This window comes from Ruegeria sp. BB7 (assembly GCF_056539365.1).
In genome coordinates, this window is sequence record NZ_JBQFUV010000014.1 from 1 (window position 1) to 25,400 (window position 25,400).

Annotated in this window: 22 protein-coding genes and 1 tRNA gene; 13 read left to right on the forward strand and 10 right to left on the reverse strand. The window is 57.3% G+C overall.

What is annotated here, in order from left to right; all coding sequences use genetic code 11:
• On the reverse strand, positions 1–1,393 hold a 1,393-nt coding region (locus ACR0D7_RS16470), incomplete at its 3' end, for a pectate lyase family protein (protein ID WP_480679997.1).
• Positions 1,394–1,870: 477 nt separating this feature from the next.
• Complete coding sequence (locus tag ACR0D7_RS16475) at positions 1,871–2,890, reverse strand: zinc ABC transporter substrate-binding protein (RefSeq protein WP_480679998.1); 1,020 nt, start codon at positions 2,888–2,890, stop codon at positions 1,871–1,873.
• A 56-nt stretch (positions 2,891–2,946) separates the two neighbouring features.
• On the opposite strand from ACR0D7_RS16475, the gene ACR0D7_RS16480 reads away from it, so the two are divergent.
• The 11 genes from ACR0D7_RS16480 to speB all read left to right on the forward strand — a co-directional run bounded on the left by ACR0D7_RS16480 (position 2,947) and on the right by speB (position 14,452).
• Positions 2,947–3,465 carry a Fur family transcriptional regulator gene (locus ACR0D7_RS16480; protein ID WP_480679999.1) on the forward strand — a complete coding sequence of 173 codons (519 nt, stop codon included), beginning with the start codon at positions 2,947–2,949 and terminating at the stop codon, positions 3,463–3,465.
• On the forward strand, positions 3,462–4,202 hold the full coding sequence (locus tag ACR0D7_RS16485; RefSeq protein ID WP_170387041.1) for a metal ABC transporter ATP-binding protein: 741 nt from the start codon (positions 3,462–3,464) through the stop codon (positions 4,200–4,202). Before ACR0D7_RS16480 ends, ACR0D7_RS16485 begins: the two co-directional genes overlap by 4 nt.
• Positions 4,202–4,999 (forward strand): iron chelate uptake ABC transporter family permease subunit, encoded by a 798-nt coding sequence (locus ACR0D7_RS16490; RefSeq protein ID WP_480680000.1) that lies wholly within the window; start codon positions 4,202–4,204, stop codon positions 4,997–4,999. The genes ACR0D7_RS16485 and ACR0D7_RS16490 overlap by 1 nt, the downstream gene beginning before the upstream one ends.
• Positions 5,000–5,181: 182 nt before the next feature.
• Positions 5,182–6,453, forward strand: a complete 1,272-nt coding sequence (locus ACR0D7_RS16495) for an imelysin family protein (protein WP_480680001.1) — start codon at positions 5,182–5,184, stop codon at positions 6,451–6,453.
• Positions 6,454–6,578: 125 nt separating this feature from the next.
• Complete coding sequence (locus ACR0D7_RS16500) at positions 6,579–6,872, forward strand: (2Fe-2S)-binding protein (protein WP_170575909.1); 294 nt, start codon at positions 6,579–6,581, stop codon at positions 6,870–6,872.
• On the forward strand, positions 6,820–7,305 hold the full coding sequence (bfr, locus tag ACR0D7_RS16505) for a bacterioferritin (protein ID WP_480680002.1): 486 nt from the start codon (positions 6,820–6,822) through the stop codon (positions 7,303–7,305). The genes ACR0D7_RS16500 and bfr overlap by 53 nt, the downstream gene beginning before the upstream one ends.
• Complete coding sequence (locus ACR0D7_RS16510) at positions 7,265–8,806, forward strand: di-heme oxidoreductase family protein (protein WP_480680003.1); 1,542 nt, start codon at positions 7,265–7,267, stop codon at positions 8,804–8,806. Before bfr ends, ACR0D7_RS16510 begins: the two co-directional genes overlap by 41 nt.
• 415 nt (positions 8,807–9,221) lie before the next feature.
• The gene (speA, locus tag ACR0D7_RS16515) at positions 9,222–11,111 is read left to right on the forward strand and encodes a biosynthetic arginine decarboxylase (protein WP_480680004.1); all 1,890 of its coding nucleotides are present in this window, start codon (positions 9,222–9,224) and stop codon (positions 11,109–11,111) included.
• A gap of 22 nt (positions 11,112–11,133) precedes the next feature.
• Positions 11,134–12,357 (forward strand): saccharopine dehydrogenase family protein, encoded by a 1,224-nt coding sequence (locus ACR0D7_RS16520; protein WP_480680005.1) that lies wholly within the window; start codon positions 11,134–11,136, stop codon positions 12,355–12,357.
• A gap of 86 nt (positions 12,358–12,443) precedes the next feature.
• Positions 12,444–13,613: a carboxynorspermidine decarboxylase gene (gene nspC / locus ACR0D7_RS16525; RefSeq protein WP_480680006.1), complete on the forward strand. Its 1,170-nt coding sequence runs from the start codon at positions 12,444–12,446 to the stop codon at positions 13,611–13,613.
• Positions 13,610–14,452, forward strand: a complete 843-nt coding sequence (gene speB / locus ACR0D7_RS16530) for an agmatinase (RefSeq protein WP_170387025.1) — start codon at positions 13,610–13,612, stop codon at positions 14,450–14,452. The genes nspC and speB overlap by 4 nt, the downstream gene beginning before the upstream one ends.
• On the opposite strand, the gene ACR0D7_RS16535 is transcribed toward speB, so the two are convergent.
• The gene (locus tag ACR0D7_RS16535) at positions 14,449–15,039 is read right to left on the reverse strand and encodes an HD domain-containing protein (RefSeq protein WP_480680007.1); all 591 of its coding nucleotides are present in this window, start codon (positions 15,037–15,039) and stop codon (positions 14,449–14,451) included. The two genes, speB and ACR0D7_RS16535, sit on opposite strands and share 4 nt — an antisense overlap.
• A gap of 101 nt (positions 15,040–15,140) precedes the next feature.
• On the opposite strand from ACR0D7_RS16535, the gene ACR0D7_RS16540 reads away from it, so the two are divergent.
• Positions 15,141–15,968: a LysR family transcriptional regulator gene (locus ACR0D7_RS16540; RefSeq protein WP_480680008.1), complete on the forward strand. Its 828-nt coding sequence runs from the start codon at positions 15,141–15,143 to the stop codon at positions 15,966–15,968.
• Here ACR0D7_RS16540 and lptF read toward each other — a convergent pair.
• A complete protein-coding gene (gene lptF, locus ACR0D7_RS16545) occupies positions 15,965–17,104 on the reverse strand; it encodes an LPS export ABC transporter permease LptF (protein ID WP_480680009.1) in 1,140 nt (379 codons plus the stop codon). The two genes, ACR0D7_RS16540 and lptF, sit on opposite strands and share 4 nt — an antisense overlap.
• 121 nt (positions 17,105–17,225) lie before the next feature.
• A tRNA-Trp gene (locus ACR0D7_RS16550) sits at positions 17,226–17,301 on the reverse strand.
• A 144-nt stretch (positions 17,302–17,445) separates the two neighbouring features.
• On the opposite strand from ACR0D7_RS16550, the gene ACR0D7_RS16555 reads away from it, so the two are divergent.
• Positions 17,446–18,150 (forward strand): lysophospholipid acyltransferase family protein, encoded by a 705-nt coding sequence (locus ACR0D7_RS16555; RefSeq protein WP_480680010.1) that lies wholly within the window; start codon positions 17,446–17,448, stop codon positions 18,148–18,150.
• Here ACR0D7_RS16555 and ACR0D7_RS16560 read toward each other — a convergent pair.
• The 5 genes from ACR0D7_RS16560 to ACR0D7_RS16580 form a co-directional block, all read right to left on the reverse strand.
• The gene (locus ACR0D7_RS16560; protein ID WP_480680011.1) at positions 18,147–18,392 is read right to left on the reverse strand and encodes a MoaD/ThiS family protein; all 246 of its coding nucleotides are present in this window, start codon (positions 18,390–18,392) and stop codon (positions 18,147–18,149) included. The two genes, ACR0D7_RS16555 and ACR0D7_RS16560, sit on opposite strands and share 4 nt — an antisense overlap.
• The gene (locus ACR0D7_RS16565; RefSeq protein WP_480680012.1) at positions 18,385–20,640 is read right to left on the reverse strand and encodes a xanthine dehydrogenase family protein molybdopterin-binding subunit; all 2,256 of its coding nucleotides are present in this window, start codon (positions 20,638–20,640) and stop codon (positions 18,385–18,387) included. The genes ACR0D7_RS16560 and ACR0D7_RS16565 overlap by 8 nt, the downstream gene beginning before the upstream one ends.
• On the reverse strand, positions 20,640–21,119 hold the full coding sequence (locus tag ACR0D7_RS16570) for a (2Fe-2S)-binding protein (RefSeq protein WP_480680013.1): 480 nt from the start codon (positions 21,117–21,119) through the stop codon (positions 20,640–20,642). The genes ACR0D7_RS16565 and ACR0D7_RS16570 overlap by 1 nt, the downstream gene beginning before the upstream one ends.
• Positions 21,116–21,982: an FAD binding domain-containing protein gene (locus ACR0D7_RS16575; protein ID WP_480680014.1), complete on the reverse strand. Its 867-nt coding sequence runs from the start codon at positions 21,980–21,982 to the stop codon at positions 21,116–21,118. Before ACR0D7_RS16575 ends, ACR0D7_RS16570 begins: the two co-directional genes overlap by 4 nt.
• A gap of 127 nt (positions 21,983–22,109) precedes the next feature.
• Positions 22,110–25,322 carry a reductive dehalogenase gene (locus tag ACR0D7_RS16580; RefSeq protein ID WP_480680015.1) on the reverse strand — a complete coding sequence of 1,071 codons (3,213 nt, stop codon included), beginning with the start codon at positions 25,320–25,322 and terminating at the stop codon, positions 22,110–22,112.
• Between the last annotated feature and the right edge of the window lie 78 nt (positions 25,323–25,400).

Genomic DNA, 25,400 nt, shown 5'->3' on the forward strand with positions numbered 1-25,400 from the left:
CGCTCAGCGGTCCCGCAGGGCCGGTCACCGTGATATCACCGATATCGATGCTCGAGACATCAATGGCCACGTTGTCGGCAAAGGTCACGGTGATCTCGGTATCGGAGGAGCCAGCCTCGGGTGTGCCGATGTTTGCGGCGACGGCAGAAACGACGATTGGGGTGAGAACATCATCCCCGACGATCAATCCGTTGATATAGTCTTCAATGTTGGAAATTCCATTGCTGTTTACATCACCATGCGCATCGAAAAGATCGGGGTCAGAACCAACGAATTCCTCGTAACTGTCCGGAACACCGTCGTTGTCGCGGTCACTGGGTGCGGGAGTATTTGGCACGCTATCGTAGCCGCCCACTTCACTGGGTGAATCGATGATGCTACCGGTTCCATCGATCACAGACTGGATGACTCGTGCATCAATCGAATCCTGTGACGGATATCGCGCACCAGCGTTGGCCAGCACGTAATTTATGACTTCTGATGACGTCAGAACAGGGACGCCGCTGGGTTCAAACACCAGGCTTTCAGAGATTTTCGAGATTGCGTCGCCACCAATTTCTGCAACGTTATCCGATAAATAATAGGCTGCACCATCTTCAGGTGCCCGCAATTGGATTGCCTCGACAACCGCTGAGTCCGGACCCGCAATGTAAACATTTCCAATGATATGGGCGGTCGAATAAGTTCGCCCGTTGAAGCCAAGTGTTCCGTAGTTGTAGATCACGTTGTTGATAAACTCGACCTGGTTTGCATTCGCAACGGTCGCGTTTCTGAATTCGTTGTGAGCAAACAGATTTCCATATACGGTTACATTGGAACTATCGTCGCCGACCATCAGAGCCATCGAATGGTCACCTTTCGGGTGGAGCGAGTAATTCAACGCCTCCGAGAATATGTTGTTCGAAAGCGTAATGTTTCTGGAACCGTACCAGACTGTAATCAGCTCATCTATCGACCAACTTAAGGAATTGCTGTCGATCACGACGTTTTCGACTTGACCTAAACTGCTACCGATCGAGATGGCGTCTCTATTCTCGGGTTCGTCACCGTCTCCGTCGCCTGGACGGAAATGAAGTCCGCGAATAATTACATTGCTCTCGACAATCCTAAGCTTTGCGCCTGTTATGGTTATGCCTTCGGGTGAGGTTTGGCCGGCGATTGTTACATCACCATTGACTTGGATCGCTTCTTCAAGATTTATCTGCCCGCTTACCTCGAAAACAACAATACGCGGACCATCTAGTTCCTCTAGGGCCCATCGGAGGGTCCCCGGACCGGAATCGGCGAGGCTTGTCACCTTGACAATCTCACCACCCCGACCACCAACTGTTGCGGACCCAAACCCAATTGCTCCGTCAAAGGCAATGTCTTCTTGCGAGAGATCGTTGTCCATCAGACTTCCCGTTATCGAACTTGTTCGTATCCTCCGGGTCGAAGAAACTTGTTCTCTTGCTGAACAAAAAAATCTCAAAATGAGGGGAAAAAATCGTTACCAAAGTCTCACTATGCCATTTTTGGGCAAAAATTCCTAGTGTCAGGTCCTATAAACCGCCGAGGCACCTAACGGCCGCCTCGTTGCACAACTCGGACACCACCGTGGTTTTGTCGACTACCCGTTGTCTGCTAGAAACAGTCATGAAGCCTGATCCCAATAATGAATCGTACTCAGCGAAATAGAACACGAGAGGTCTGGCCCCTCTTGGCTGTTATCGGCGCGCCAGCTTTGGTGCTTTCTGGAGCCCCCCTCCAATCACCTTTGGGGAATACGTCAGAGACAACGTGATCAACTTGAAAAAAGAGCACTGAGTACCTGTGTTGTCCCTGACGTAAATCAGCCCGGTCAAAGTTTTAAATTCGACCGGGCAAAAAGCTAAAAGCATTCGGCCAATGTTTTCGCCATGTTGAGGATGACTTGGGGGTACAGTTTTGCACCGGGCTCCAGATCAGAGCCCAGAGGATCGATCTCACCAGTATTGGCTTCCGTGCCATCCAGCACAACCTCGACAACTCCGGGGTTGAACTGAGGTTCAGCCAGCACGCAGTCTACACCCTCATCCCTGATTCGGGCCTGAATTTCTGCAATGCGGGCCGGGCTTGGGTCAGATGCGTCGCTGATGGAAATTGCGCCCGACGCACGGAAGTCAAACGCATCCTCGAAATACTGGTAGGCATCGTGGAACACGATAATGCTGCCCCCTCGGACGGGCTCAAGTGTCTTGGCCACTTCGGCAGACAGGGCAGCCATTTCGTCTCGCGCTGCTGCGGCATTTGCAAAATAGGCCCCCGCGTTATCCGGGTCTGCGGATGAAAGCTGTGACGCGATCGCGTTCAACCAGGTTTGAGCGTTTGCCGGGGAAAGCCATGCGTGCGGGTCATGTTTGCCGTGCGCGAGCTCATCGTGGTCGGTATGATCATCGTGATCATGGTCGTCATGCTCGTGCTCGTCGTGCTCTTTGTCTTCGGCATGGTCGTCATGGTCGTGCTTATCATGCGCGTCCTGGTCGGCATGATCTTCATGATCATGCGCCTCAAACAAGGCGTTTTCCCGGAAATCAAGAAGAACCGTGCCGTCCACTTCCAGCAACGAAGTAACGGTTGCACCATCGGCAAGTGTCTCCACTGCGCCCTGCATCCAAGGTGTCAGACCCTCACCCATCCAGAACACTAGGTCTGCCTCTTGCAGTGCGGCAGCTTCCGAGGGGCGCAGGTTGTATTCATGCGGCGAGGCACCGGGTTGCACGATCAGATCAGGCGTTCCCACACCCTCCATAACTCGTGCTACCAGCGAGTGAATGGGCGCGATGTCGACCGCTACATTCGGAACATCCGCCATGGCCGTTCCCCCCATAAGTACGGCGGCGATCGATACTGGAAGAAGCTTTCTGGACATCAGACCCTCTGTGTGATTTTATAACGTTACGAGCGACATATATGATATGGAATAACATGACAAGTGATACGCGCCCCATTCCGACCGAGGACATGGCCCCGGTTGCGTTCCAGAAGCACGACCACGAGAATTGCGTTGAGACTGCGCTGACCACGGCGGATGCTCAGTGCAAAGAGGAAGGGCTGCGCCTGACCCCGGTCCGACGCAAGGTTCTGGAAATGTTGCTGCAAGAACATCGCGCGCTTGGGGCGTATGCAATTCTTGATCGTCTGCGTGACGAAGGATTTGGATCCCAGCCGCCGGTTGCCTATCGCGCGCTCGATTTCCTCGTCCAAAACGGGTTCGTCCATAAGATCGAGCGGTTGAACGCATTTGTTGCTTGCTCTCACCCCGGCTCTGCACATTCGCCGGCCTTTATGATCTGCCGAAGATGCGATGCCGTGGCCGAGGCGCAATCAACCCCGGCCAAAGGCGTTCTGGGCGCAGCAGCGCGCGCGGCAGGATTCGAGATTGAGCGAACGGTAGTAGAAGCCGAAGGGCTGTGCCCGGACTGCACCCAAAAGGCGCAGAAATGACCCTGATCACCGTTGACAATCTCAGCGTACGCTACGGTTCCAATACCGTTTTGCGCCACGTGGACATGACAATCGAGCCCGGCGAGATCGTTACGATCGTCGGCCCGAACGGCTCGGGCAAGACCAGTCTGTTACGAGCCATCATCGGTGCAACCAAGCCATCAGTTGGCCAAGTTTCACTAAAGCCCGGTCTAAAAATCGGATACGTGCCGCAAAAGCTGCACATCGATCCGACTTTGCCAATATCTGTCGAACGGTTCATGCGTCTGACCAATCGCGTGTCGCGCAAACAATGCACCGAAGCGCTTGAAACTGCCGGCGTGCCTGACCTTTTGACACGCCAGATGTCGCAATTGTCCGGAGGTCAGTTTCAGCGGGTTTTGCTAGCCAGAGCCCTCATCAATCGACCCGAGGTTTTGCTTTTGGACGAAGCGACCCAGGGCCTGGATCAGCCGGGATCGGCGGCGTTTTATCATCAGATCGAAAATGTCCGACGCGAAACCGGCTGTGCCATTTTGATGATCAGTCATGAACTGCATGTGGTTATGAGCGCATCGGACAGGGTTGTCTGTCTGAACGGTCATGTGTGCTGCGCGGGCTCTCCGGCCGTAGTTGCGTCGGCGCCGGAATACCGCGCCTTATTCGGAACAGGCACAGGCGGCGCGCTGGCGCTTTATCGTCATGATCACGACCACGATCATGACCACAGTGAACATTCTCAGGAAGCCGCAGAATAATGCTTGATGATTTCATGATGCGCGCAACGCTTGCAGGCGTTGGCGTTGCCATCGCCGCAGCCCCCCTGGGATGCTTCGTTGTCTGGCGCCGGATGGCGTATTTTGGAGATGCCACAGCACATGCGGCAATCTTGGGCGTGGCACTCTCACTGACATTTCAGATGTCTATTTTTGCAGGAGCGTTAGCAGTTGCGCTTGCCATGGCACTGATCGTGACTCTGTTAACCGGACGCGGATACGCGATGGACACGCTTTTGGGGGTTCTGGCGCATTCCGCCCTTGCTTTCGGCCTTGTCGCTGTCTCGTTCTTGTCTGGTGTACGTATCGATTTGATGGCCTATCTCTTCGGCGACATTCTTGCAGTGTCGCGATCTGATCTGGTCGTGATCTGGGGCGGTGCCGCGCTGGTCGTGGCCTTGATCGCGTGGCGGTGGTCACAACTCCTGACTGCGACATTGAACGAAGAACTGGCTTATGCCAGCGGATTTGATCCCAAGCGCGAGCAGCTAATCCTGACTTTGGCCCTCGCCGTGACCGTGGCCGTGGCAATCAAAGTCGTCGGCGTTTTGCTGATTGCGGCCATGTTGATCATTCCGGCCGCCGCGGCGCGGGGTTTGGCGCGGTCACCGGAAACGATGGCATTGATCGCAGCCGCGATCGGCGCTTTCTCCGCAGTCGCGGGCCTGAGGGCGGCATATGTGTTCGATACGCCTGCAGGTCCATCGATTGTCTGCGTTGCGGCCGTATTGTTCGCCTTTTTCAGCTTAATCGGACAGCAGGCGCGGCGCCGGGTTTAGATCATGCATTCGGGGCATTTTCCAACGGCTGCCTCCTGATGGTAGGTCGAAAAAATTCGATCCAATAATCCTGACTATTAAACTCAGGTTGACATACCTGACTATTTCTATCAATTAAATTCCTGAGTGCGTCGCGCCGATGACACTCGGGAATATGTTTCTGACAGGAAAGTGTCACCTGAATGACCAAACTTTTTGCTGCAACCAGCATCTTAGCCCTTGGCGTTGCCTCAGCATCCGCTGCAGCTGATGCACCGTCCAAGGCCGATGTTTTAAACACCTATGCAAACATCGCCGAGGCAAAATACGAAGACAGCCTGATCGCGGCCATGAAACTGCAAGAGGCCGTGGACGCTCTGATCGCTGATCCGACTGATACCGCTCTGAACGCGGCGCGTGCTGCGTGGATTGCTGCGCGCGTGCCTTACCAGCAGACCGAAGTCTACCGCTTCGGCAACGCCATTGTTGACGACTGGGAGGGCAAAGTGAACGCCTGGCCGCTGGACGAAGGTTTGATCGACTATGTTGACGCCTCATATAGCGGCCCCACCGATGCGAACGAGCTTGCCGCATTGAACGTGATCGCAAATCCTACCTTTAGGCTGTCCGGTCAGGCCATCGACGCGCGTGAAATCACCCCGGAACTGCTGGGCGATATCCTACACGAAGCTGACGGAATCGAGGCGAATGTGGCAACCGGCTATCACGCCATCGAATTCCTGCTATGGGGTCAAGACCTGAACGGTCATAGCGCAGGCGCAGGCAACCGTCCGTACACTGATTATGTTCAAGGTGACGACTGCACAAACGGGAACTGCGACCGACGCGCCCAGTATCTAAGCGCCGCCACGGAACTGTTGGTCAGCGATTTGGCATGGATGGCCGACCAGTGGAAAGACGGTGGTGAAGCACGCGCTGCTTTGATTGCGAACGAAACGGCTGGCGTCTCGGCCATTCTGACCGGCATGGGCTCTTTGTCCTACGGTGAGCTGGCCGGTGAACGTATGCGCCTCGGCCTGATGCTGAACGACCCCGAAGAAGAGCAGGATTGCTTTTCGGACAACACTCACAACAGCCACTATTACGACGGCCTTGGCATACAAAACGTCTATTTGGGCAGCTATACTCGCATAGATGGCACCCCAGTGTCCGGCGTGTCGCTGTCTGACCTCGTGATTGCCTCCGATCCCGCGCTGGATACCGAGATGAAGGTCAAGCTGGCCAACACCATGCAGGCCCTGGGTCTTTTGAAAGCAACAGCCGAAGCCGGTTTCACCTATGACCAGATGTTGGAACGCGGAAATAAAGGCGGTGAGTTGCTGATCATGGATGGCGTCAATGGCCTGATTGATCAGACCAAAATCATCGAGCGTATCGTGATCACACTGGAACTCGATCAGATCAACATTGAAGGGTCAGACAGTCTGGATAATCCAAACGCGGTCTTCCACTAAGCAAGTGTCGGGTGAGAAACGTGCGCGCCTTTACGCTTCTTGCCCGTCGCCCGCCGTACTATTGGCTGGACTTGATAAAAATAACCAACTATTTAACTAAGGAATGCATCAAGCAGAGATTCACCATGATCGTATGTCACTGCACAAACATAACCGACCATGATATCCGCGCCGCGATCGACTGGATGCGAACAGCCGACGCGCGGGCAATCATAACACCTGGCAAGATCTATCACGCGCTTGGAAAATCGGCGGATTGCGGCGGCTGCATGCCCCTTTTTCTGGACACGATGAGATCGAGCGATAATCTGGAAGTTCCCATACAACTCCGCGCCCTACGCGCCGAAGCAACCCAGGAGAAAGCAGATGAAGGGCGATCCCAAAGTCATAGAATATCTCAACAAATCTCTGCGGCATGAACTGACGGCCGTCAGCCAGTATTGGCTGCACTATCGCCTGCAAGAGGATTGGGGCCTTGGCCATATGGCTAAGAAAAGCCGCGAGGAATCCATCGAAGAGATGGAGCACGCAGACAAGCTGATTGAACGTATTATCTTTCTTGAAGGCCACCCCAACCTGCAAAAACTTGATCCCCTGAGGATCGGACAGACCCCAAAGGAAACACTGGAATGTGACTTGGCAGCGGAACTGGATGCCCGCACACTTTATGCCGAGGCCCGCGATTATTGCCGCGAGGCGGGCGACTTTGTCTCCATGTCACTGTTCGAAGGCCTGCTCCGCGATGAGGAAAGCCATATCGACTTCCTCGAAACTCAGCTTGACCTTTACGAAAGGATTGGCGAAGCCAACTATGCGCAACTCAACGCATCGAAGATGGACGAAGGCGACTAGGCTTGTCGCGCTGTCGGTGGCCGCGCTTGCGGCCACACAAACGCCTGCCGCCGAGCTGCAGGATCTCCACCTTAATTTTGAACCCCGCACCGAGGATGAACGCCTTCGCGTCACCCGCGCCACAGCTGCGCCATCGGATTTCAGCAGCTCGCAGAAGTTCGAGGAATTATCGGCCGGTGCCGCAACCGTCCGCGCTCTTACGGATGCTAACGCGTTTTCGCAGCCTTCAGGCAATCTGAGCTTTGAGCAAGAGCTGGACTTTAAGGTCGGCAACGGGCTGTTCAGGAAAGTCTGGGTGTCTTCTCCGGCCTCTACACTGGCCTCGGATGGGTTGGGGCCGCTTTACAATGCCCGTTCGTGTCAGCGCTGTCACATCAAGGACGGGCGCGGGCATACCCCCAACGGCCCCAACGACAACGCAATTTCGATGTTTCTGCGGGTTTCGATCCCCGGTGGTGAGGGGATCGAAGAAATTGAGGACTACATCGCCACCCAACCCGAACCGAATTACGGTGGCCAAATGCAGGATCTGGCCCTTCCCGGCCATCCGGCGGAATACAGACTGGACATCACATACAAAGACGTGCCGGTCACCTTGTCGGACGGCGAAACTATCACTCTGCGCAAACCGACCTACGCTGCGGCTGACCTGGGATACGGACCGTTGCACCCGGATGCCATGCTCAGCCCGCGTGTGGCGCCGCAGATGATCGGTCTCGGGTTACTCGAAGCGATCCCGGTCGAAGACCTGCTGGCCAATGCCGACCCGGAAGATGCTGATGGCGACGGCATCTCAGGTCGTCCAAACATCGTCTGGGCAACAGAATTTGCCAAACCAATGATGGGCCGGTTCGGACACAAGGCCGGGATGTCCACAATCATGGAGCAATCGGCGGCAGCCTTTGCCGGTGATCTCGGCATCTCCAGCCCGCTCTACCCTGCCGGTCACGGAGATTGCACCACAGCACAGATCGATTGCGTGAGCGCTCCACATGGTGACGGTGATGATCGCGTTTTCGAGATCGACCAGACCGGCATGGATCTGGTGGCGTTCTACAGCCGCAATCTGGGCGTTCCAACGCGGCGCGATGTAAATGACCCGCAGGTTTTGCGTGGCAAACAGGTGTTCCACGATACTGGCTGTGCCTCGTGCCATACGCCTGCTTTTGTCACCCATCGCATGCCGGACCGGCCCGAGCACAGTTTTCAGCTGATCTGGCCATATTCCGACCTGCTGTTGCATGACATGGGCGAAGGGCTGGCCGACAATCGCCCCGAAGCGCGCGCCACGGGCCGCGAATGGCGCACCCCGCCACTGTGGGGGATTGGTCTGACGCAGCAAGTCTCGGGTCATACGCAATTCCTGCACGACGGCCGCGCGCAATCCTTACTGGAAGCCATCTTGTGGCACGGCGGTGAGGCACAGTCAGCCCGCGATAGGGTTGTCACCATGCCCAAGCCCGACCGTGATGCATTGATCCGGTTTCTCGAAAGCCTGTGATCGGACACAAAGGATTTCACGCTCAGGGTGCCCTTGCTGCCCCCGATACCGTTCAAGCAAGGCTACACGGCCATACCTGCAGCATCGCTATTTCCGGTGAGGGGAAACTGTGGCCATCATCTGACGGCGCGAAAGGTCAACTGGATGAAATTTTCCGATTGCAAGATGTCTGTGGCATTGGCCCCCGTCCCCGAGGGTTTCCTTTTCACATCAGGCACTGGGATCGTTGGCGAACTGACTTCCAACTCTCACGGTTCCGCCTATTCGGACGGCCAACGGAATAATCACCTGATCCCAATTCAAACACCCGCAAAAACTCGGCAAATCCCGCCACATAGATTACACTTGGAAGAATCAAATTGCTGCCGTATTGGCGGGCGCTAAATACGCACTCAAAAGTTAAGGACTGACCTGATTGAAACAGACGCCCGACGCACCGCATTCCATTTATGGGGTTGAGAAATGGGGCAGAGGCCTCATCGAGGTGACGGAGCAGGGAGAAATCGGTCTGCGCAATCCTCTGGTTCCTGAGGCGGCGGCGATCAGCCTGCCCGGTATCCTCAGAGATCTGGATGACCGGGGCATCAAGGCGCCGATGGTTTTGCGCGTTACGTCTTATCTAGAGCATGAAATCGCCCATCTGAACGAAAGCTTCCGCGATGCCATCACGCGCGTCGGCTACAAGGGCTCTTATCGCGGTGTCTTCCCGATCAAAGTGAACCAGCAGGCGCAGGTGGTCGATCGGATCGTCGAGTTCGGTAAGAAATACAACTACGGCCTTGAGGCCGGATCCAAGCCCGAACTGGTCGTGGCGTTGGCCCACCGGCTGGCCCCCGAAGCCTTGATCGTGTGCAACGGCGTCAAGGACGCAGAATTCATCCAGCTGGCCATCCTCAGCCGCAAAATCGGTTTCAACACCGTTATCGTTCTGGAAAGCCCGAAAGAAGCCGAAACAGTTATCGAAGTCTACAATGAGCTGGGCATCGAGCCCCTGATCGGCGTGCGGGTAAAACTGACCAACCAGATCAGCGGTAAATGGGAGGAAAGCTCGGGCGACCGCTCGGCCTTTGGCATGAATACCGATCAACTGGTGGCCACCGTCGACAAGTTGAAAGCGGCGGGCCTGTTACACTGCCTGAAGCTGCAGCATTCACATCTTGGCTCTCAGGTGCAGGACGTCAACGACGTCCGCCGCGCCGTTGGTGAGGCTTGTCGCTATTACACTGAACTGACGCGTGAGGGCGTACCTCTGACCCATCTAGACCTCGGCGGCGGTATGGGCGTGGACTATACCGGCGAGAAGAAAGCGGCTGAGAATTCGATTAACTACACGGTCGAGGAATACTGCGCCAATGTCGTCGAAACCGTCGCTTATGCGATGGATGAGGCCGAAGTCAACCATCCCACACTGGTCACAGAAAGCGGCCGTGCGGTGGTGGCGACATCCTCGATGCTGGTCTTCAACGTGTTGGAAAGCACGCTTTACGACGCACCAAACGGCCCCGAGGTCGAACCCGAAGATCACCATCTGGTTTCGGACCTCGCCGCCGTGCATGGCTATCTCAGCAGCGACCGCCTGCAGGAATGCTGGAACGACGCTACTTTCTATCGTAACGAACTGCGTGCACTGTTCCGCCGAGGCTACATTGACCTGCGTCAGATGGCCCGGGCCGAGCGTATCTATCTGTCGCTGATGGCCCGCCTCAAAGCACTGGCGGCGAATGAGGATCTGGAAACCGATGTAGACGACCAGTTTGAGAAAGTGGCCGATATCTATCACTGCAACTTCTCGCTGTTCCAATCCCTGCCCGATGTCTGGGCCATCGATCAGCTGCACCCGATTGTACCGTTGCAAAACCTGAACCAGATGCCGGACCGCCGCGCCGTGCTGTCAGACATCACCTGCGACAGCGACGGTAAGATCGACCGGTTTATTCTGGCCGACGGCGTCTCGCCCAGCCTGCCGGTGCACTCTTTGCCTGAGCACGAAGAATACTTGATGGGTGTCTTCTTTGTCGGCGCCTATCAGGAAACACTGGGCGATCTGCACAACCTGTTCGGTGATACGAACGTGGTCACGATCGACTTGCGCCCCGATGGCGGCTTCGACCTGCTGCACGAGCAGGAGGGTGACACAATTTCCGAAGTCATGTCCTATGTCGAGTTCGACCCGCAGGATTGCGTCGCCGCCTTCCGCAAAATGGTGGACGAGGCGATCTCGACAGGTACTCTTATGGCCAAGGACCGCAAAACCCTGATGAGCGCCTATCGCGACTCGATCAACGGCTACACCTATTACGAATAACCCCAGAGAGGAGATTACCCCCATGGGAACTTTGAGTGGCAAAACACTGGTTGTCGGCGCGGGCGGCGTATCCCACGCCGCCGTGCACAAGATGGCGATGAATTCGGACATCTTCACCGTAATCACTCTGGCCAGCCGGACCAAATCGAAATGCGACGCCATCGCCAAAGCGGTGAAAGAACGCGTGGGCATTGATATCGCAACGGCAGAACTGGACGCCTACAAGGTCGAGGACACGGTCAAGCTGATCAAGGAAACCGGCGCGGAAATCCTCGTGAATCTTGCCCTGCCCTATCAGGATCTGGTTTTGATGGATGCGTGCCTTGAGGCCGGTATCCACTACCTCGACACCGCGAATTATGAGCCCGAGGATGAGGCCAAGTTCGAATACCATTGGCAATGGGCCTATCAAGAGCGGTTCAAAGAGGCCGGTTTGACCGCCATCCTCGGCTCAGGCTTCGATCCGGGCGTTACATCCGTCTTCGCCAAGTGGCTGAAGAAGCACAAGCTGGACACCATTCGCCAGATCGACGTGTTGGACGCCAATGGCGGCTCGAACGATCAGGAGTTCGCGACCAACTTCAACCCGGAAATCAACCTGCGCGAGGTTCTGGCCGAGGTGCGCCATTGGGAAAACGGCGAATGGCACCACAGCCCGGCGTTGACCAACAAGGTTGAATACGACTTTCCCGCCATCGGGCGGAAAAACATGTACCAGATGTATCACGAAGAACTGGAGTCGCTCTCGACCCACTTCCCCGAGATCGAACGCGCCCGCTTCTGGATGACCTTCGGCGACGCCTATATCAAACACGCGACGGTACTTCAGAACGTAGGCATGACCCGCATCGACCCGGTGATGCATGACGGCAAGGAAATCATCCCGATCCAGTTTCTGAAAACCCTGCTGCCCGATCCCGGCGATCTGGGCGCGGAAACCAAGGGCAAGGCCTGCATCGGCGACATCGCCACGGGTCAGGCCAAGGACGGCTCGGGTGAGAAGACCTATTACATCTACAACATCTGCGACCATGAAGAGTGCTATGCCGAGGTCGGCAGCCAGGCCGTCAGCTACACCACCGGCGTCCCCGCCATGATCGGTGCCGCTCAGGTGCTGAAGGGCAACTGGATCGAACCGGGCGTGTGGAACATGGAACAGTTAGATCCGGATAACTTCATGGACATGCTCAACGAACACGGTCTCCCATGGCAGGTCCACGAACTCGACGGCCCGGTTGAATTCTGATCCCCATAGCTTCATCTGGCTAAAAAATATCCCGGGGGGTCCGGGGGGCTGGCCCCCCGGCCTCTCCAATTCAGGAGACGCCGGTTATGTCCGACATGATGACTACACAAGCCGGAGACGCCGGCGCTTTCCGCAATTTCGACTTCACCCGCATCCCCACGCCCTGCTTCGTGGTCGACGAAAAAGCCGTCGAGCGCAACCTGACCATCCTCGCCGATATCGGCACCCGATCCGGCGCGCATGTTCTGAGCGCGCTCAAGGCGTTTTCGATGTTTGCGCTGGCCCCTCTGGTGCGCCAGCACCTCGGCGGCACCTGCGCCAGCGGCATTTATGAGGCCCGGTTAGGTCGTGAGGAATACGGCGGCGAAGTCGCAACTTTCTGTGCCGGATACAAGGACGCCGAAATAGACGAAATCCTTTCGCTATCCGACCACATCATCTTCAACTCTCCAGCGCAAAAAGACCGCTTCTTCGCCAAGGCTCAGGCTGCCGGCGTTCAGGTCGGTCTGCGCATCAACCCGGAACATTCCGAGGGCGAAGTACCGAAATACGACCCCTGCGCGCCCTGCTCGCGTCTGGGCACGCCAGCCAGCCAATTGACTGCCGAGACCCTGGCCGGAGTCGACGGTTTGCACATGCACACGCTCTGCGAACAGGGGTTCGAACCGCTACACCGCACATGGGTCGCCGTTGAACACAAACTCGCCCCATTCATGGACCAACTGAAATGGCTGAACTTCGGCGGCGGCCACCACATCACCCGCGATGACTATGACCGCGACGGGCTGGTGACGTTCATCAAAACCATCCGCGAAAAATACGGTATCGCCGTCTACCTCGAACCCGGCGAGGCGGTGGCTCTGGACGCGGGTATTCTGGTCGGCGAGATCCTCGACCTGCCGACCAATGGCATGGATCTGGCCATTACCGATATCTCAGCCACCTGTCACATGCCCGACGTGATCGAGGCCCCCTATCGCCCTGCGCTGATGGACGAGGCCAAGGCTGGCCACACATATCGTCTGGGCGGGCCATCCTGTCTGGCAGGCGACGTGATCGGCGACTACACTTGGGTCAAGCCGCTGGAAATCGGCCAGCGCTTTGCCTTCCTCGATCAGGCTCATTACTCGATGGTCAAGACCAACACCTTCAACGGGGTTCCGCTACCCACCATCGCGTTGTGGAACAGCGAAACGGACGAGCTGAAAGTCATCAAACAGTTCGGCTATGAAGACTTTAAGGACCGACTCTCATGAGCATTTTCCTCAACAGCGAACTGACAGCCTTCGAGCGCACCGAGAACGCTCGTTTCCGCGTGATCCCCGTACCGCTAGAACGCACGGTTTCCTACGGCTCGGGCACCGCAAAAGGACCCGAAGCCATCATCGAGGCCAGCAACGAATTGGAACGGATCATCGGCCACGCCGAGCCCTGCGTCGAAGGCATCCACACCGAAGCGCCACTGGATTGTGACGCCGCACTTCCCGAAATCATGGAACGTCTTGCCCAGCGCACCGAAACGGCTGTGCGGGCAGGCAAGGTGCCGGTTGTTTTGGGCGGTGAACACTCGCTCAGCTACGGTTCAGTGATGGGCGTGGCCCGCGCCCTGAACCAGCCTATCGGTATCGTCCAGATCGACGCCCATGCCGACCTGCGCAACGCATACCAAGGTGAGAAACATAGCCACGCCTCGGTTATGCACCTGCTGGCCGAAGAGGGCATTCGTCTAGCCCAGTTCGGCGTTCGCGCCTTTTCCACCGAAGAAGCGCAAAGCCGATTGAAGAACCACGTCTTCCACGTGGATGCAGAAGAACTGGTGACCGGCAATATCCACGCCGTCGACCTGCCCGAAGATTTTCCCGAGTTGGTCTATGTCAGCTTTGATGTCGACGGGCTGGATCCGTCCCAGATGCCAGCGACCGGCACCCCGGTCCCCGGCGGATTGGGTTATTATCAAGCGCTGCGCCTGATCGAGCACGCCCTCAAAGGTCGAAAATGCGTGGGCTTCGACGTTGTCGAACTGGCCCCCGACGGCAATGCCGCCTGGGATTTTACCGCCGCGCAGATCGTCTATCGCCTGATGGCGGCCTGTTAACCCTCGGACGTTTCATTCAGCTCCATGTGCCATTCGCCCTTGTTCAACACGCGGCGCAGCATGGGCTCGAAAAATCCCAGCAGTTTGGTTGGATAGTTCGGGTCGAACGCCTTCTGATCGTATTCATGGCAGAAATAGCGGCAGTCCTCCCAATAGGGGCTGTCGCGATACTTGTCGCGCGCGTTACGGTCTCCACCGAGATGATGATTGTAGTAATAGCCCTGAAACACGCAGTGATGCTTGAGGATCCAATGGGTTTTCTCGCTGACATAGGGTTTCATCATCGCGGCTGACAGCTCACCGTGATTGTAGGGCGACAGTATATCGCCGGTGTCGTGGATCAGGGCGGCGACCACCAACTCCTCCTCCGCGCCATCCTCATAGGCCCGCGTCGCGGCCTGCAGGCTGTGCTGATAACGGTTTACAGGATAGGGCGTCCACTCTTCGTCCAGCGAGCGGACCGCATCCAGAATCCTGTCTGGAAGAGCAGCATTATAAGCTTCCTCATATTCCATGACGGCGTCCCAGTCGGCCTTGGTGGCCTCTTCAAAACTGGTCCAGTTTGGTTTGTGGCTTTTATCCAGCATCGCACATTCCTTAGGCTCAGGTGTTGAGTTCAGATTAGCGCAGTGCCTCCGGTTGAAAAAATGAATTGATTTTATCAGAACGATGAAAAAATACTTTCATTATGCAACTCAAGGCGCTCGAAACATTTCTCTGCGTGGCCGAGACCGGAGGCTTCCATGCCGCCGCGCGCAAGTTGAACGTAACCCAGACAGCCGTCAGCGCTCGAATTCGACTGATTGAGGAAGAAACTGGCAAGCCGCTTTTCACACGTGGCGCCGGAGGCACCGGCCTGACCGATTTCGGGCGGCAGTTTCGCCCCTACGCCGAACAAATGCTGTCATTGTGGTCCTTCGCAGCGCGCGACTTGCCGATGCAGACACAAAATCGGGTCGCCTTGCGTTTGGGCGCACAGTTGAGCATCTGGGATCCGTTGCTGGTCGATCTAGCCATTCAGTTTGAAGAGCGTTTGGGTCAGCTTCTGCTGACGTTGAACTTTGACCATGATTTGAACATGGTCGATGCAGTTGCCACCCATGTTCTGGATGCAGCGCTCACTCATGAACACCCCAAAGACCCGCGTGTGCAGTCGCACGAATTGAGTGCAGAGCGCTTGATACTCGTTGAAACCCCGGCCTCGGATGACCCGGTCTTCGTCAACCTGGAGTTGGGGGAGCTCTATCAAGATCACGTGCGCTCGACCGCGCGGCAGGCAAGGGGACAAACGGTGTTTCTGGGCAATTGCCTGATGGCATTGCGCTATCTCCTGCAACGGGGCGGAACCGGATATTTCCCGGAATTTGTCATTCGCGACCACCTGTCCAACGGCGATCTGATCCCAGTAGTTGGCGCAATAGATATGATGTTGCCGTTGTATCTGGTGACCCGCAAGGGCACTGCCACTTCCAGCGATGTTCTGACTTGCCTGACCGATCTGAGGGAGCCGGGCTAGGCTTGTGGAACCCCGTCGGTCGTGCCTCGGTATCGTCTGCGTACCAAAGGTCGCCCAGCGATCAACAGGAATAGCCCTGAAATAAGAATGCCGATAATTGCAGGCAGGTACAGCAGCATCCACAGCTTTGGCTCGGCGATAACAACCGGAGAGACAAACCCCCTCACACCCTCGAGAAGGATCAAAATCGTAAACGCACCCAAAATCTGTGGCCACAAGCCAAAACGAGAAAAACCGCCCAGCATCAGGGTCGAATATCCGGCCAATGCCACTGCGATGCAGATCGCAACCCAAGAAAAACGTTGGTGCAACTCGTCGATCAGTTCTCCTTCGGTAAAGCCTTCGGCGGAAATGATGGCCTCTCGATCTCTTAGCAACTCGACCGTGGGGATGGCCTCAAGGCTGCGCTCGGCCATCCTATTGGTGTTTGTCAGTGCAGAAATGTCATAGGAGGCATCTGCGAACAAGGTTGAAGACAGCGTTCTACCCTGCTGATTCAAGCGCAATGCAACCCCGTCCAACATCACAAGGTGAATGCCGGATTCGTTGTTGACCAGGTACGCTGTCGTCGAAGAGTAACTGATCGGGTTTAGGGCATCCCGTCGGTCTGACACGAATACCTCTGATAGCGTGCCGTCCAGGTCGATCTTGCCGATATAAACCGTGACCCCCTTGGCCGGGTGCAGGAACTCTCCCTCATTCAACAACTGCGCGGTCACATCTCCGGCCACCTCGGCCTGACGTTGTTCAAGCTGTTCAACCGAAGCGGGGCGTAAAAACACGCTGATGACGGCCATCATCAGTCCCGCGATAACACCAAACAAGACGACCCCTCGCGCCAGCCGCCACGGGCTGGAACCGGTGGCCAGCATCACCGGCAATTCGCTTTCACGGCTCAGGCGATTGGTGGCATAAACAGCTGCAGCGAACACGGCCATCGGCATCACGGTCCGGATCAACGTCGGCAGGGTAAGCGCGGTGAATTCCAGGAACACTATGGCTGACTGCCCGCCGCTGATAACACGGTCAAAAAGACTGACTGAGCGGGTGATCCAAAACACTCCGACCAGAACCAGAGTGAAAAAGCCGAACAGAATCAGCAACTGCCGCAGGAAATATCCATCAAAACGCGACATGTACCCTCATCCGACCGTTTGCAGTTCGCGTGGACAATAGGTCAATCGAACGGCAGAGGAAACCACATTACAGGCCAATCAGCCACTAGCAGCGCTGCGCGTCATCCATGTGTGAGAGAAATGGCAGGGGCAGCAGGGTTCGAACCCGCGACCTACGGTTTTGGAGACCGTCGCTCTACCAACTGAGCTATACCCCTAAGGTGCGCCTCAGATATGCCAGCCGCGCGGCGGACTCAAGAGTCTTTTTCAGATTCCACGCGACTAATGCTATCCGACAAACAAGTTGCGCACCGCGTCGAGTTCTATAAGACACGGTTTGATCAGTACGAGGGACCCTATCCGTGAGTATTCGTAAGAAAATTGCAGACAGCGAAGCCGTCCTGAACTGGGTGGCACGACGAATTGCAAGCTATATTCGGATGGTCAACCGCAACACCACGTGGCAGCGCATTGGATATGATGAACTGGATGCGTTGGTCGAACAGGGCGAACCGGTGATCGTCGTGCTGTGGCATCAAAGGTTGGCACAGTCGCCTTTTTTGTTTCCGTTGGACAAAGGGCGTATTTGTACAATTACCTCGGCTGCGCGAGCCGGCAGCATGGTGGGCCGTGTGCAGCAATTGTTCGGCATGGACACGATTGCCATGGCCAGCAAGAAGCGCCACGTCGCCCTGTCTCGCGAGGTGCTTGGAAAGATGAAACAGGGCATCTCAATCGGTATCGCCGCTGATGGCCCGCGCGGGCCCGAAAGGGTGTCCAAGACAGTGCCTCTGGTCTGGGCAAGAACCTCTGGCAAGCGCGTGTTCGGGGTTACTTACTCCACACGGTATGGTCGTGAGGCAGGCACATGGGACCGGCTGCTGATGCCGCGCCCCTGGCGCAATGAGGGCGTGTTTCTGTGTCGTGAATGGACCGAGAAGGTTCCGCGAAAGGCCCGTGAAGAGCAGATCGAAGAACTGCGTCAGAACCTTGAGCAACACATGAACGACATCACCGCCGAAGCTGATCGCATGGTCGGGCGCGAACCGTGGTCGCCCGAGGGTTAACCACCCCTCAGACGTTGCATCAGATAGATTTCACTGCCTTCGGGAATTGGTTCGGTTAGACCGCTGGCAATGACGCGCCCATCAATTGCGATGGACACGCCCGCATCAATCGGTGCCTGCAACTGTGGGTGCGCCTGTACCAGCGCGCGCAGCAGTTCGCCGGTGGTCTTGGCCTCGACCTCCACCACCTTTTGGCCCCCGGTCAATGACCGGAGACCGGACCAGAGATGGACCTCAACCATTGTCCTTCAGCGCGGCCAAAATGCGCGGCGGTGACATTGGCAGTTGCTTCATCCGCACGCCGGCCGCATGCGACACAGCGTTTGCGATGGCGGCCAGCGGAGGCACAATCCCGGTTTCGCCCACACCACGCACACCGAACGGGTGGCCGGGGTTGGGCACTTCGACAATCACCGTGTCAATCATCGGCAGGTCACTGGCAACGGGAATCCGGTAATCGAGGAAGATCGAGTTCTGCAACCGACCATCCTCGCCATAGATATATTCCTCGTTCAGAGCCCAGCCGATGCCTTGTGCGGCCCCGCCCTGATACTGACCTTCCACATAGGTCGGGTGGATGGCCTTACCTGCGTCCTGAATCACCGTGTAGCGGGTGACTGAGGTCTTACCGGTCTCAGGATCGACCTCTGCGTCAACGATATGGGTTCCGAAGGATACGCCTGCGCCTTCCGGAGTAGCTTCGAAATGCCCCGAGATCGGACCTCCGGTTGCGCCCATATCGGCGGTGATATCGGCCAACGGCATCGGGTCAAAGTCACCTGCGTTGGGCCCCGAGGGCACCGCGCAGCCGTTTTCCCATTTCACCGCATCGACCGGGATGCCCCATTTAGCCGCTGCCCGTTCGCACAGTTTCTCAACCGCGTGTTTTGCCGCCTTGATGGTCGCCAGACCCGACGCATAGGTCACGCGCGAACCGTGGCTGACATCGTTATAGCCCAGCGTCGCAGTGTCGGCGATGGTGACGCGGATGTTCTCATAGGGAATGCCAAGGACCTCGGCCGCCATCAGTGCCATCGACGCGCGGGAACCACCGATATCCGGCGTGCCAACCATCAACTGGGCCGAGCCATCCTCGGACAGGGCCAGCGACACCGACGTCTCGCCGCCGTGGTTGAACCAGAACCCGCAGGAGATCCCGCGCCCCTGCCCTGGCTTCAGCGGGGCCGAGTAATGCGGATGCGCCTTGGCGGCTTCAAGCGTTTCGACCAAGCCAATACGCTCGTACCGCGGGCCATAGCTGGCTTTGGTGCCTTCGTGCGCCGCATTTTTCAGGCGGACGTCGATGGGGTCCAGGCCCAGCTTTTTACACATCTCATCGATAACCGACTCAACGGCAAAGGCCCCCATCGGCGCACCGGGCGCCCGATATGCGGCTTGCTTCGGGCGGTTGGCCATGACGTCATAGCCGATCTGTTTGACATTGGTCAGATTGTAGGCCGCAAAGGCGCACATCGCTGTGAAATCACCTGGGGCCCCGGGAAACGCGCCGCCTTGCAGGCGGAATTCGCCGCGCGCGGCGGTGATCGTACCGTCCTTCTTCATGCCGATCTTGATATCCATCGAGGCGGAGGCGGTCGGGCCGGTCGCACGGAACACCTCGGACCGCGTCATGACCAGCTTCACAGGGCGGTTGGCCTTGCGGCTCAGCGCCAGCGCGACGGGTTCGATGAACACGGTTGTCTTACCGCCAAAACCGCCGCCAATCTCGGATGCCGTGACGCGCAGTTGCGAGGTCTCGATGCCCAACAAGGCCGCACAGGTTTTCTGCGCGATCCAATGGCCTTGTGTGGTGCACCACAGCTCACCCTTGCCGTCATTGCCCAGCATCCCCAGACAGGCGTGCGGTTCGATGTACCCCTGATGGGTCGCTTCGGTCACAAAGCTGTCTTCCATCACCAGATCAGCCTCGGCAAAACCGGCCTCGACGTCACCGTGGCCACTTTCGTGATAGCGGACGACGTTCGGGTGCATCCCTTCGGGTACGGAGTAATCTGCCGCGCCTTCGCGGATGACAGGCGCATCCGAAGCCATTGCCTTGTCTACATCAGTGACATGGGGCAGGACCTCATATTCAACCTCGATCAGCTTGAGCGCATCGCGTGCCGCCAAGGCCGAAGTAGCCGCAACGGCTGCCACCGCGTGCCCGTCATACAGAGCCTTTTCCCCTGCCATGACGTTTTCCAGCACGTTCCAGAACTCGCCTTCTAGACCGGGTTTGAACGGCACTTTGGCGAAATCCGCGCGTGTCACAACGGCTTTGACATCCTTTTGTGCCTCGGCCTTCGAGGTGTCGATTTTGACGATCCGTGCGTGGGCGTGAGGCGAACGCAGGATCGCGCCATGCAGCATTCCCGGCGCCGAAACATCGGCCCCAAACTTGGCGCGGCCTGTGACCTTGTCCAACCCGTCCGGGCGATCCGGGCGCGTACCAACGAAAGTGAATTCCGATTTGCGATCGTCCAGAGCCATTATGACGCCTCCCGCAGTTCTTCGGCCGTTTCCATGACAGCGCGAATAATCTTGTCATAACCGGTGCAACGGCAGAGGTTTCCTGCCAGCCAATACCGGATTTCCTCTTCGGTCGGGTTTGGGTTCTTCTCCAGCAGCGACTTGGCCGCAACTAGAATCCCCGGGGTGCAGATACCGCATTGCAGCGCGGCGTGTTCGATGAACTTCTTCTGCAGTGGATGCAGTACGTCGCCATCCGCGATACCCTCGACGGTTTCGATGGTCTTGCCCTCGGCCTCGACCCCCAGCATCAGACAGGAACAGACCAGACGACCATCGACGGTGACTGAGCACGCGCCGCAGTCACCGGTACCGCAGCCCTCTTTCGCGCCGGTCAGGTTCAACTTGTCGCGCAGACAGTCCAGCAGGGTTTCGCGCGGATCGCAGAGATATTCAACCGCGTCACCGTTCACGGTGGTCGATACATGGAACTTGCTCATGCTTGCTCTCCCTTGGCACGGGCATAGGCGATTTTGGCGGCGCGTTTGGCCAGAACGCCAGCAACCTCGGTGCGGAATACGATCGTGCCGCGCTTGTCGTCGATCGGGTTACAGGCGGTGGATGCGGCAGCGGCCAAGGCGTCCAGCGCGGCATCATCCAGCGTGCTGCCGATGATGGCCTTGGCGCAGTCTTCAACCAGCAGAACGGTCGGGGCCACAGCCCCCAGCGAGACACGGGCTTCGGTAATCGTATCGCCATCCAGACGCAGGTTCACGCCAACGCCGACCACGGCGATGTCCATCTCGGTGCGAGGGATGAAGCGCAGATAGGCGTCACCACCCTTCTCGCCCCGCGCGGGGATGTTGACGGCCGAGACTACCTCTCCCTTCTCCAAGGACGTCTTGCCGGGTCCGGTTGGAATATCTTCTACGGCCACTTCTCGGTCACCCTCAGGGCCGGTCACCGTAACCGTCACGCCCGCTGCCACCATTGCAGGCACCGAATCCGCCGCCGGAGAGCCATTGCAAAGGTTGCCGGTCAGAGTCGCACGGCCTTGGACCTGGGTCGAGCCGATCAGGTCCATCGCCTCGACCACGCCTGGCCAGTCGCGACCAAGATCGGGATGTTCGCTCATCTCGGCACCGGTGGTAGCAACGCCCAGCGTCCAACTGCCATCGGGATTACGTGTGATATCGCGTACACCGTCGATCTTTTTGATGTCGATCAACGTATCGGGTGTCACCAGTTCCGAGCGCAGTTGCACCAGAACATCCGTGCCCCCTGCCAGAAACCGAGTAATGCCCGTTGCGTTTGCTGCCAGCGCCGAGGCTTCGGCAAAGCTGGCGGGGCTGTGATAATCCATAAAATACCTCGTACCTGTTGATCAGGATTCACTGGGTTCGAAGGGGACGTTAGTGCAGCAGCATACCGGCGTCCATGGCTGGAACGACCAATTTTTGCGTTATCCGATGTCGTTTCCAGACCTTATTTCAGAGGTCGATTTCGATCGCACCGTTCGGTTGCGCCGCGCGGCTTTGACAAAGGATCATCGCGCCCTCGCGTTGCTTGTTCGAAAGAACGAAATCGCGATGGTCGACTTCGCCCGATATCAAGCCACATTTGCAGACCCCACAGATACCATCGGCGCATTTCACATCTACCTGAATTCCGGCCTCTGTCAGCACCTGCGCAGCGTCCTTGTCCGCGGGAACGGTCAACTCGCGACCGGATTTTGCAAGCCTTAACGTGAACGGATGGTTCTCATATTCTGGCTGCTCGGGAACCGAGAAATACTCCAGATGCCGTGCATCTTCGGGGAATCCCTGCCGTAATGCGGCCTGCATCACGCCGTCCATATAACGATCCGGCCCGCAGGTATAAACGTGCCAGCCGTCCTGATAACCCTTTAGAATATTGTCCAAATCTGCCCGCGTGCCCTCGTCCGAGAAATGGTAGTGTACGTGATCCGTCCAAGGCGCTGACGCCAGATCGGCCAAATACCCAGCACTGGCGCGGGTGCTGGCAGAATAATGCAGCTCAAACTGTTTTCCCAGCGTGTGCAGGCGGTGGGCAAAAGCGATCATCGGAGTGATGCCGATCCCGCCACCCATCAAGAAGGTCTTGGTCGCAGTCTCATCCAGCTCGAAATGATTGATGGGTTTCGAGATGAAAACCTTGCGCCCTTCATTAAAGATGCGGTGCAAAAGGGCCGACCCCCCGCGCCCCTCATCCTCGCGCAGTACACCGATCTGATAGGCCGACCGGTCCGACGGGTCGCCGGACATGGAATACTGACGCAGGAATTCCGGCGCGACCAGCACGTCCAGATGCGCCCCTGCCGTCCAGTCCGGCAAGGGTGCACCGTCGAGGGCCGAGAATTCGTACTTGGTCACATCAGCCGCCATCTTATCTACTTTGGTCACCTCAACCCGTATCACTGGTGCATCGCCTGCGATGTTGTAACGGTGGATCACCGACATATCACCGGCAGCTTTGCGTGCCTTGTATTCTTCCGCCGTCACCATTGCTTGATAGGCCGCAATCCCGGTTTCGCGGTCCATGGCAAAGGGGTAGGGCCACGGATGCGGAGCCAGGTATGCAGGGTAGACGGCCAGTGTCTGGTCTTCGTATTTCAGATCCAGATCGGTTTGCAGACCGCGCCGGTTCAAAGGGTGTGCGGTGGGTCTGTAGGTTCCGTCCGCCTGCAACTCGAGATCCCACCACCATTTCTTGGTCTCGTTCAACCCACCATTCCCGACAGCATCATCCAGCCGGGCCAAAGCAGGTGCAGCGGACGGAATGTTCATCGCCGCCCAACGGAACGGGCGCTCCTTGAAGATACCTTCAAGGTTCCACGGACAGGTTTTCATGCACCGCCCACACATTGCGCCTCCGGGTGTCGTTACCCGATACGTCGCGCATTTCTGGCTGTCCGATTTCCAAATCTCATAGCCGTTGAACATCAGCTTCGGCCCGGCTGTGATCGCCCCTGACGGGCACTCGCGCGCGCATTTGTTGCAGCTTTCGCAAAAGCTCTGCAGACCAAAATCAATCGGCTTGTCATGCTCCATCGGCATGTCTGTCGTGACCGCACCGGATTTCAGGCGCGGACCGAGATAGGGGTTCAGGATAACCTCGCCGATCCGACTGACCTCACCCAGCCCGGAGAGCAGCAGCAAGGGGGGCTGCAATACCTCACCATCCATCACCGTGTGGGCCTTGGCCTTATAACCGAGGTTTCGGATCTGCTGCGCGATCACGCCGCCCAGCAGCGAGAACCGCAGATAGGCACGCATCGACTGGGCGACGCTAATCCAGTCATCGCCGCTGGCGCCTTCCATCGTTTCGTACCCTTGGTCGATGATCATGCTGATGGCCTGATCGTGGGGCGGCGTGATCTCTTCTCCCGTCGCATCATGAGAATACCAAGCCCATTCTGGGCAACGGCTGAGCCCCACCGCATCGACACCCAGAAAATAGCTCGCGGCCTTGATATTCGCGGCATTGCGCGCTGCATCGGACTGCGGCGTAACATTCGCGCTCTCGCCATCCTGCAGCAACACAAACGCGCCCAGCGCGCGACGTTGCGCACAGCTGGGGGCAGCCTTGCGCACGTAGTAGCCACCCTTGGCTGCGTCCTGCAGTGATTTACCCATGTCCCCGAACTGCGCCCGTGCGAACATATCGGCACGTTTGGGAACCCGGGCGACGTTTTCTTCGTCGATATAGGTGGTTGGATCCTCGACGCGCTTAAGCTTTTCGAACGGGTGCGCCCCATCCACGTAACGGCGCTTGGCGTAGGGGTCGCGGTTCAGCACATTTTTGACAAAGCCCGTACCCAGCCACCATGCAGGCCCCTGAGTGCGAAACCACGGTTGTTGCGCCATGGGGCGCAAGGGCTGGTCATGCGCTATTTCCATCTCTGTCGTCACAGCGACCAGACCGAACCGCTTGCCCAGCCACGGAACCATCAAGTCGTCGCCCTCGACCGAGGCCAGCCCTGCCGCAACAGCCAGCCGCCCTAGATCAACTTCGGAGGACATCACCGTATGTGCCCGCGCATCGAAACCCAACAAGCGGATATAGTTGGCAATTACCACCGCATTCTCTGTGGCCAGCAAACAGACGCGGTGATCCTGCGCGCCCATGATCCAATCCGCACCTGGTTCACCCGGCTCGGGGTCGCGGTTGTGTTCGTACAGAAAGACAATGGCATGGCGATGCGTGCCCATTGGTTTGGGCGCGGCCTCCATGCTTTCTTTCAGGTCGGCCATGATCAGGTCTATCCCCGAAGCCAACGTCTTGGTCTGGCGCGTTTTCAACGCGTGGGCCAGACGGTCGATATCGGGATTACGACGAGGCTCAGGCAACAGCGCCTCAATCGGTAAAGAGCCACAGCCCATCATCGACGCATCATTGAAATATCCAAATGCCTTCAGATGATTGGCGCGCTCCAAAGGGTCTGCAGGAATTTCCGAGACCGCAGGATTCACGAATCCATCGCGGATAGTGTCCATCATCGCCTGAAACTCACCCATCGCATTGACGATGCTTTCGGGGTGTTTGGGGCGTCGGAAACTTAGTTCAGGCATCGGCACGACCGAGGACAAGTCCGGCATATCGGGTTGCCGCGCCAACCGCTCCAGAGGATATCGGCCCATGTGAACCGGCCGGTTTTTGTCCGAGAAAAAGCGGATTCCCATCGCGTGCCTCCTGATGATGAATATCACCTAATGCGTCGTGGACAGTAAATCCATTCATGACTAGTCATAGTTAATATG

Coding starts and splice junctions, on each gene's coding strand:
- ACR0D7_RS16475 (WP_480679998.1), bottom strand. CDS start 2,890: ATGTCCAGAAAGCTTCTTCCAGTATCGATCGCCGCCGTACTTATGGGG.
- ACR0D7_RS16480 (WP_480679999.1), top strand. CDS start 2,947: ATGACAAGTGATACGCGCCCCATTCCGACCGAGGACATGGCCCCGGTT.
- ACR0D7_RS16485 (WP_170387041.1), top strand. CDS start 3,462: ATGACCCTGATCACCGTTGACAATCTCAGCGTACGCTACGGTTCCAAT.
- ACR0D7_RS16490 (WP_480680000.1), top strand. CDS start 4,202: ATGCTTGATGATTTCATGATGCGCGCAACGCTTGCAGGCGTTGGCGTT.
- ACR0D7_RS16495 (WP_480680001.1), top strand. CDS start 5,182: ATGACCAAACTTTTTGCTGCAACCAGCATCTTAGCCCTTGGCGTTGCC.
- ACR0D7_RS16500 (WP_170575909.1), top strand. CDS start 6,579: ATGATCGTATGTCACTGCACAAACATAACCGACCATGATATCCGCGCC.
- bfr (WP_480680002.1), top strand. CDS start 6,820: ATGAAGGGCGATCCCAAAGTCATAGAATATCTCAACAAATCTCTGCGG.
- ACR0D7_RS16510 (WP_480680003.1), top strand. CDS start 7,265: ATGCGCAACTCAACGCATCGAAGATGGACGAAGGCGACTAGGCTTGTC.
- ACR0D7_RS16520 (WP_480680005.1), top strand. CDS start 11,134: ATGGGAACTTTGAGTGGCAAAACACTGGTTGTCGGCGCGGGCGGCGTA.
- nspC (WP_480680006.1), top strand. CDS start 12,444: ATGTCCGACATGATGACTACACAAGCCGGAGACGCCGGCGCTTTCCGC.
- speB (WP_170387025.1), top strand. CDS start 13,610: ATGAGCATTTTCCTCAACAGCGAACTGACAGCCTTCGAGCGCACCGAG.
- ACR0D7_RS16535 (WP_480680007.1), bottom strand. CDS start 15,039: ATGCTGGATAAAAGCCACAAACCAAACTGGACCAGTTTTGAAGAGGCC.
- ACR0D7_RS16540 (WP_480680008.1), top strand. CDS start 15,141: ATGCAACTCAAGGCGCTCGAAACATTTCTCTGCGTGGCCGAGACCGGA.
- lptF (WP_480680009.1), bottom strand. CDS start 17,104: ATGTCGCGTTTTGATGGATATTTCCTGCGGCAGTTGCTGATTCTGTTC.
- ACR0D7_RS16560 (WP_480680011.1), bottom strand. CDS start 18,392: ATGGTTGAGGTCCATCTCTGGTCCGGTCTCCGGTCATTGACCGGGGGC.
- ACR0D7_RS16565 (WP_480680012.1), bottom strand. CDS start 20,640: ATGGCTCTGGACGATCGCAAATCGGAATTCACTTTCGTTGGTACGCGC.
- ACR0D7_RS16570 (WP_480680013.1), bottom strand. CDS start 21,119: ATGAGCAAGTTCCATGTATCGACCACCGTGAACGGTGACGCGGTTGAA.
- ACR0D7_RS16575 (WP_480680014.1), bottom strand. CDS start 21,982: ATGGATTATCACAGCCCCGCCAGCTTTGCCGAAGCCTCGGCGCTGGCA.
- ACR0D7_RS16580 (WP_480680015.1), bottom strand. CDS start 25,322: ATGGGAATCCGCTTTTTCTCGGACAAAAACCGGCCGGTTCACATGGGC.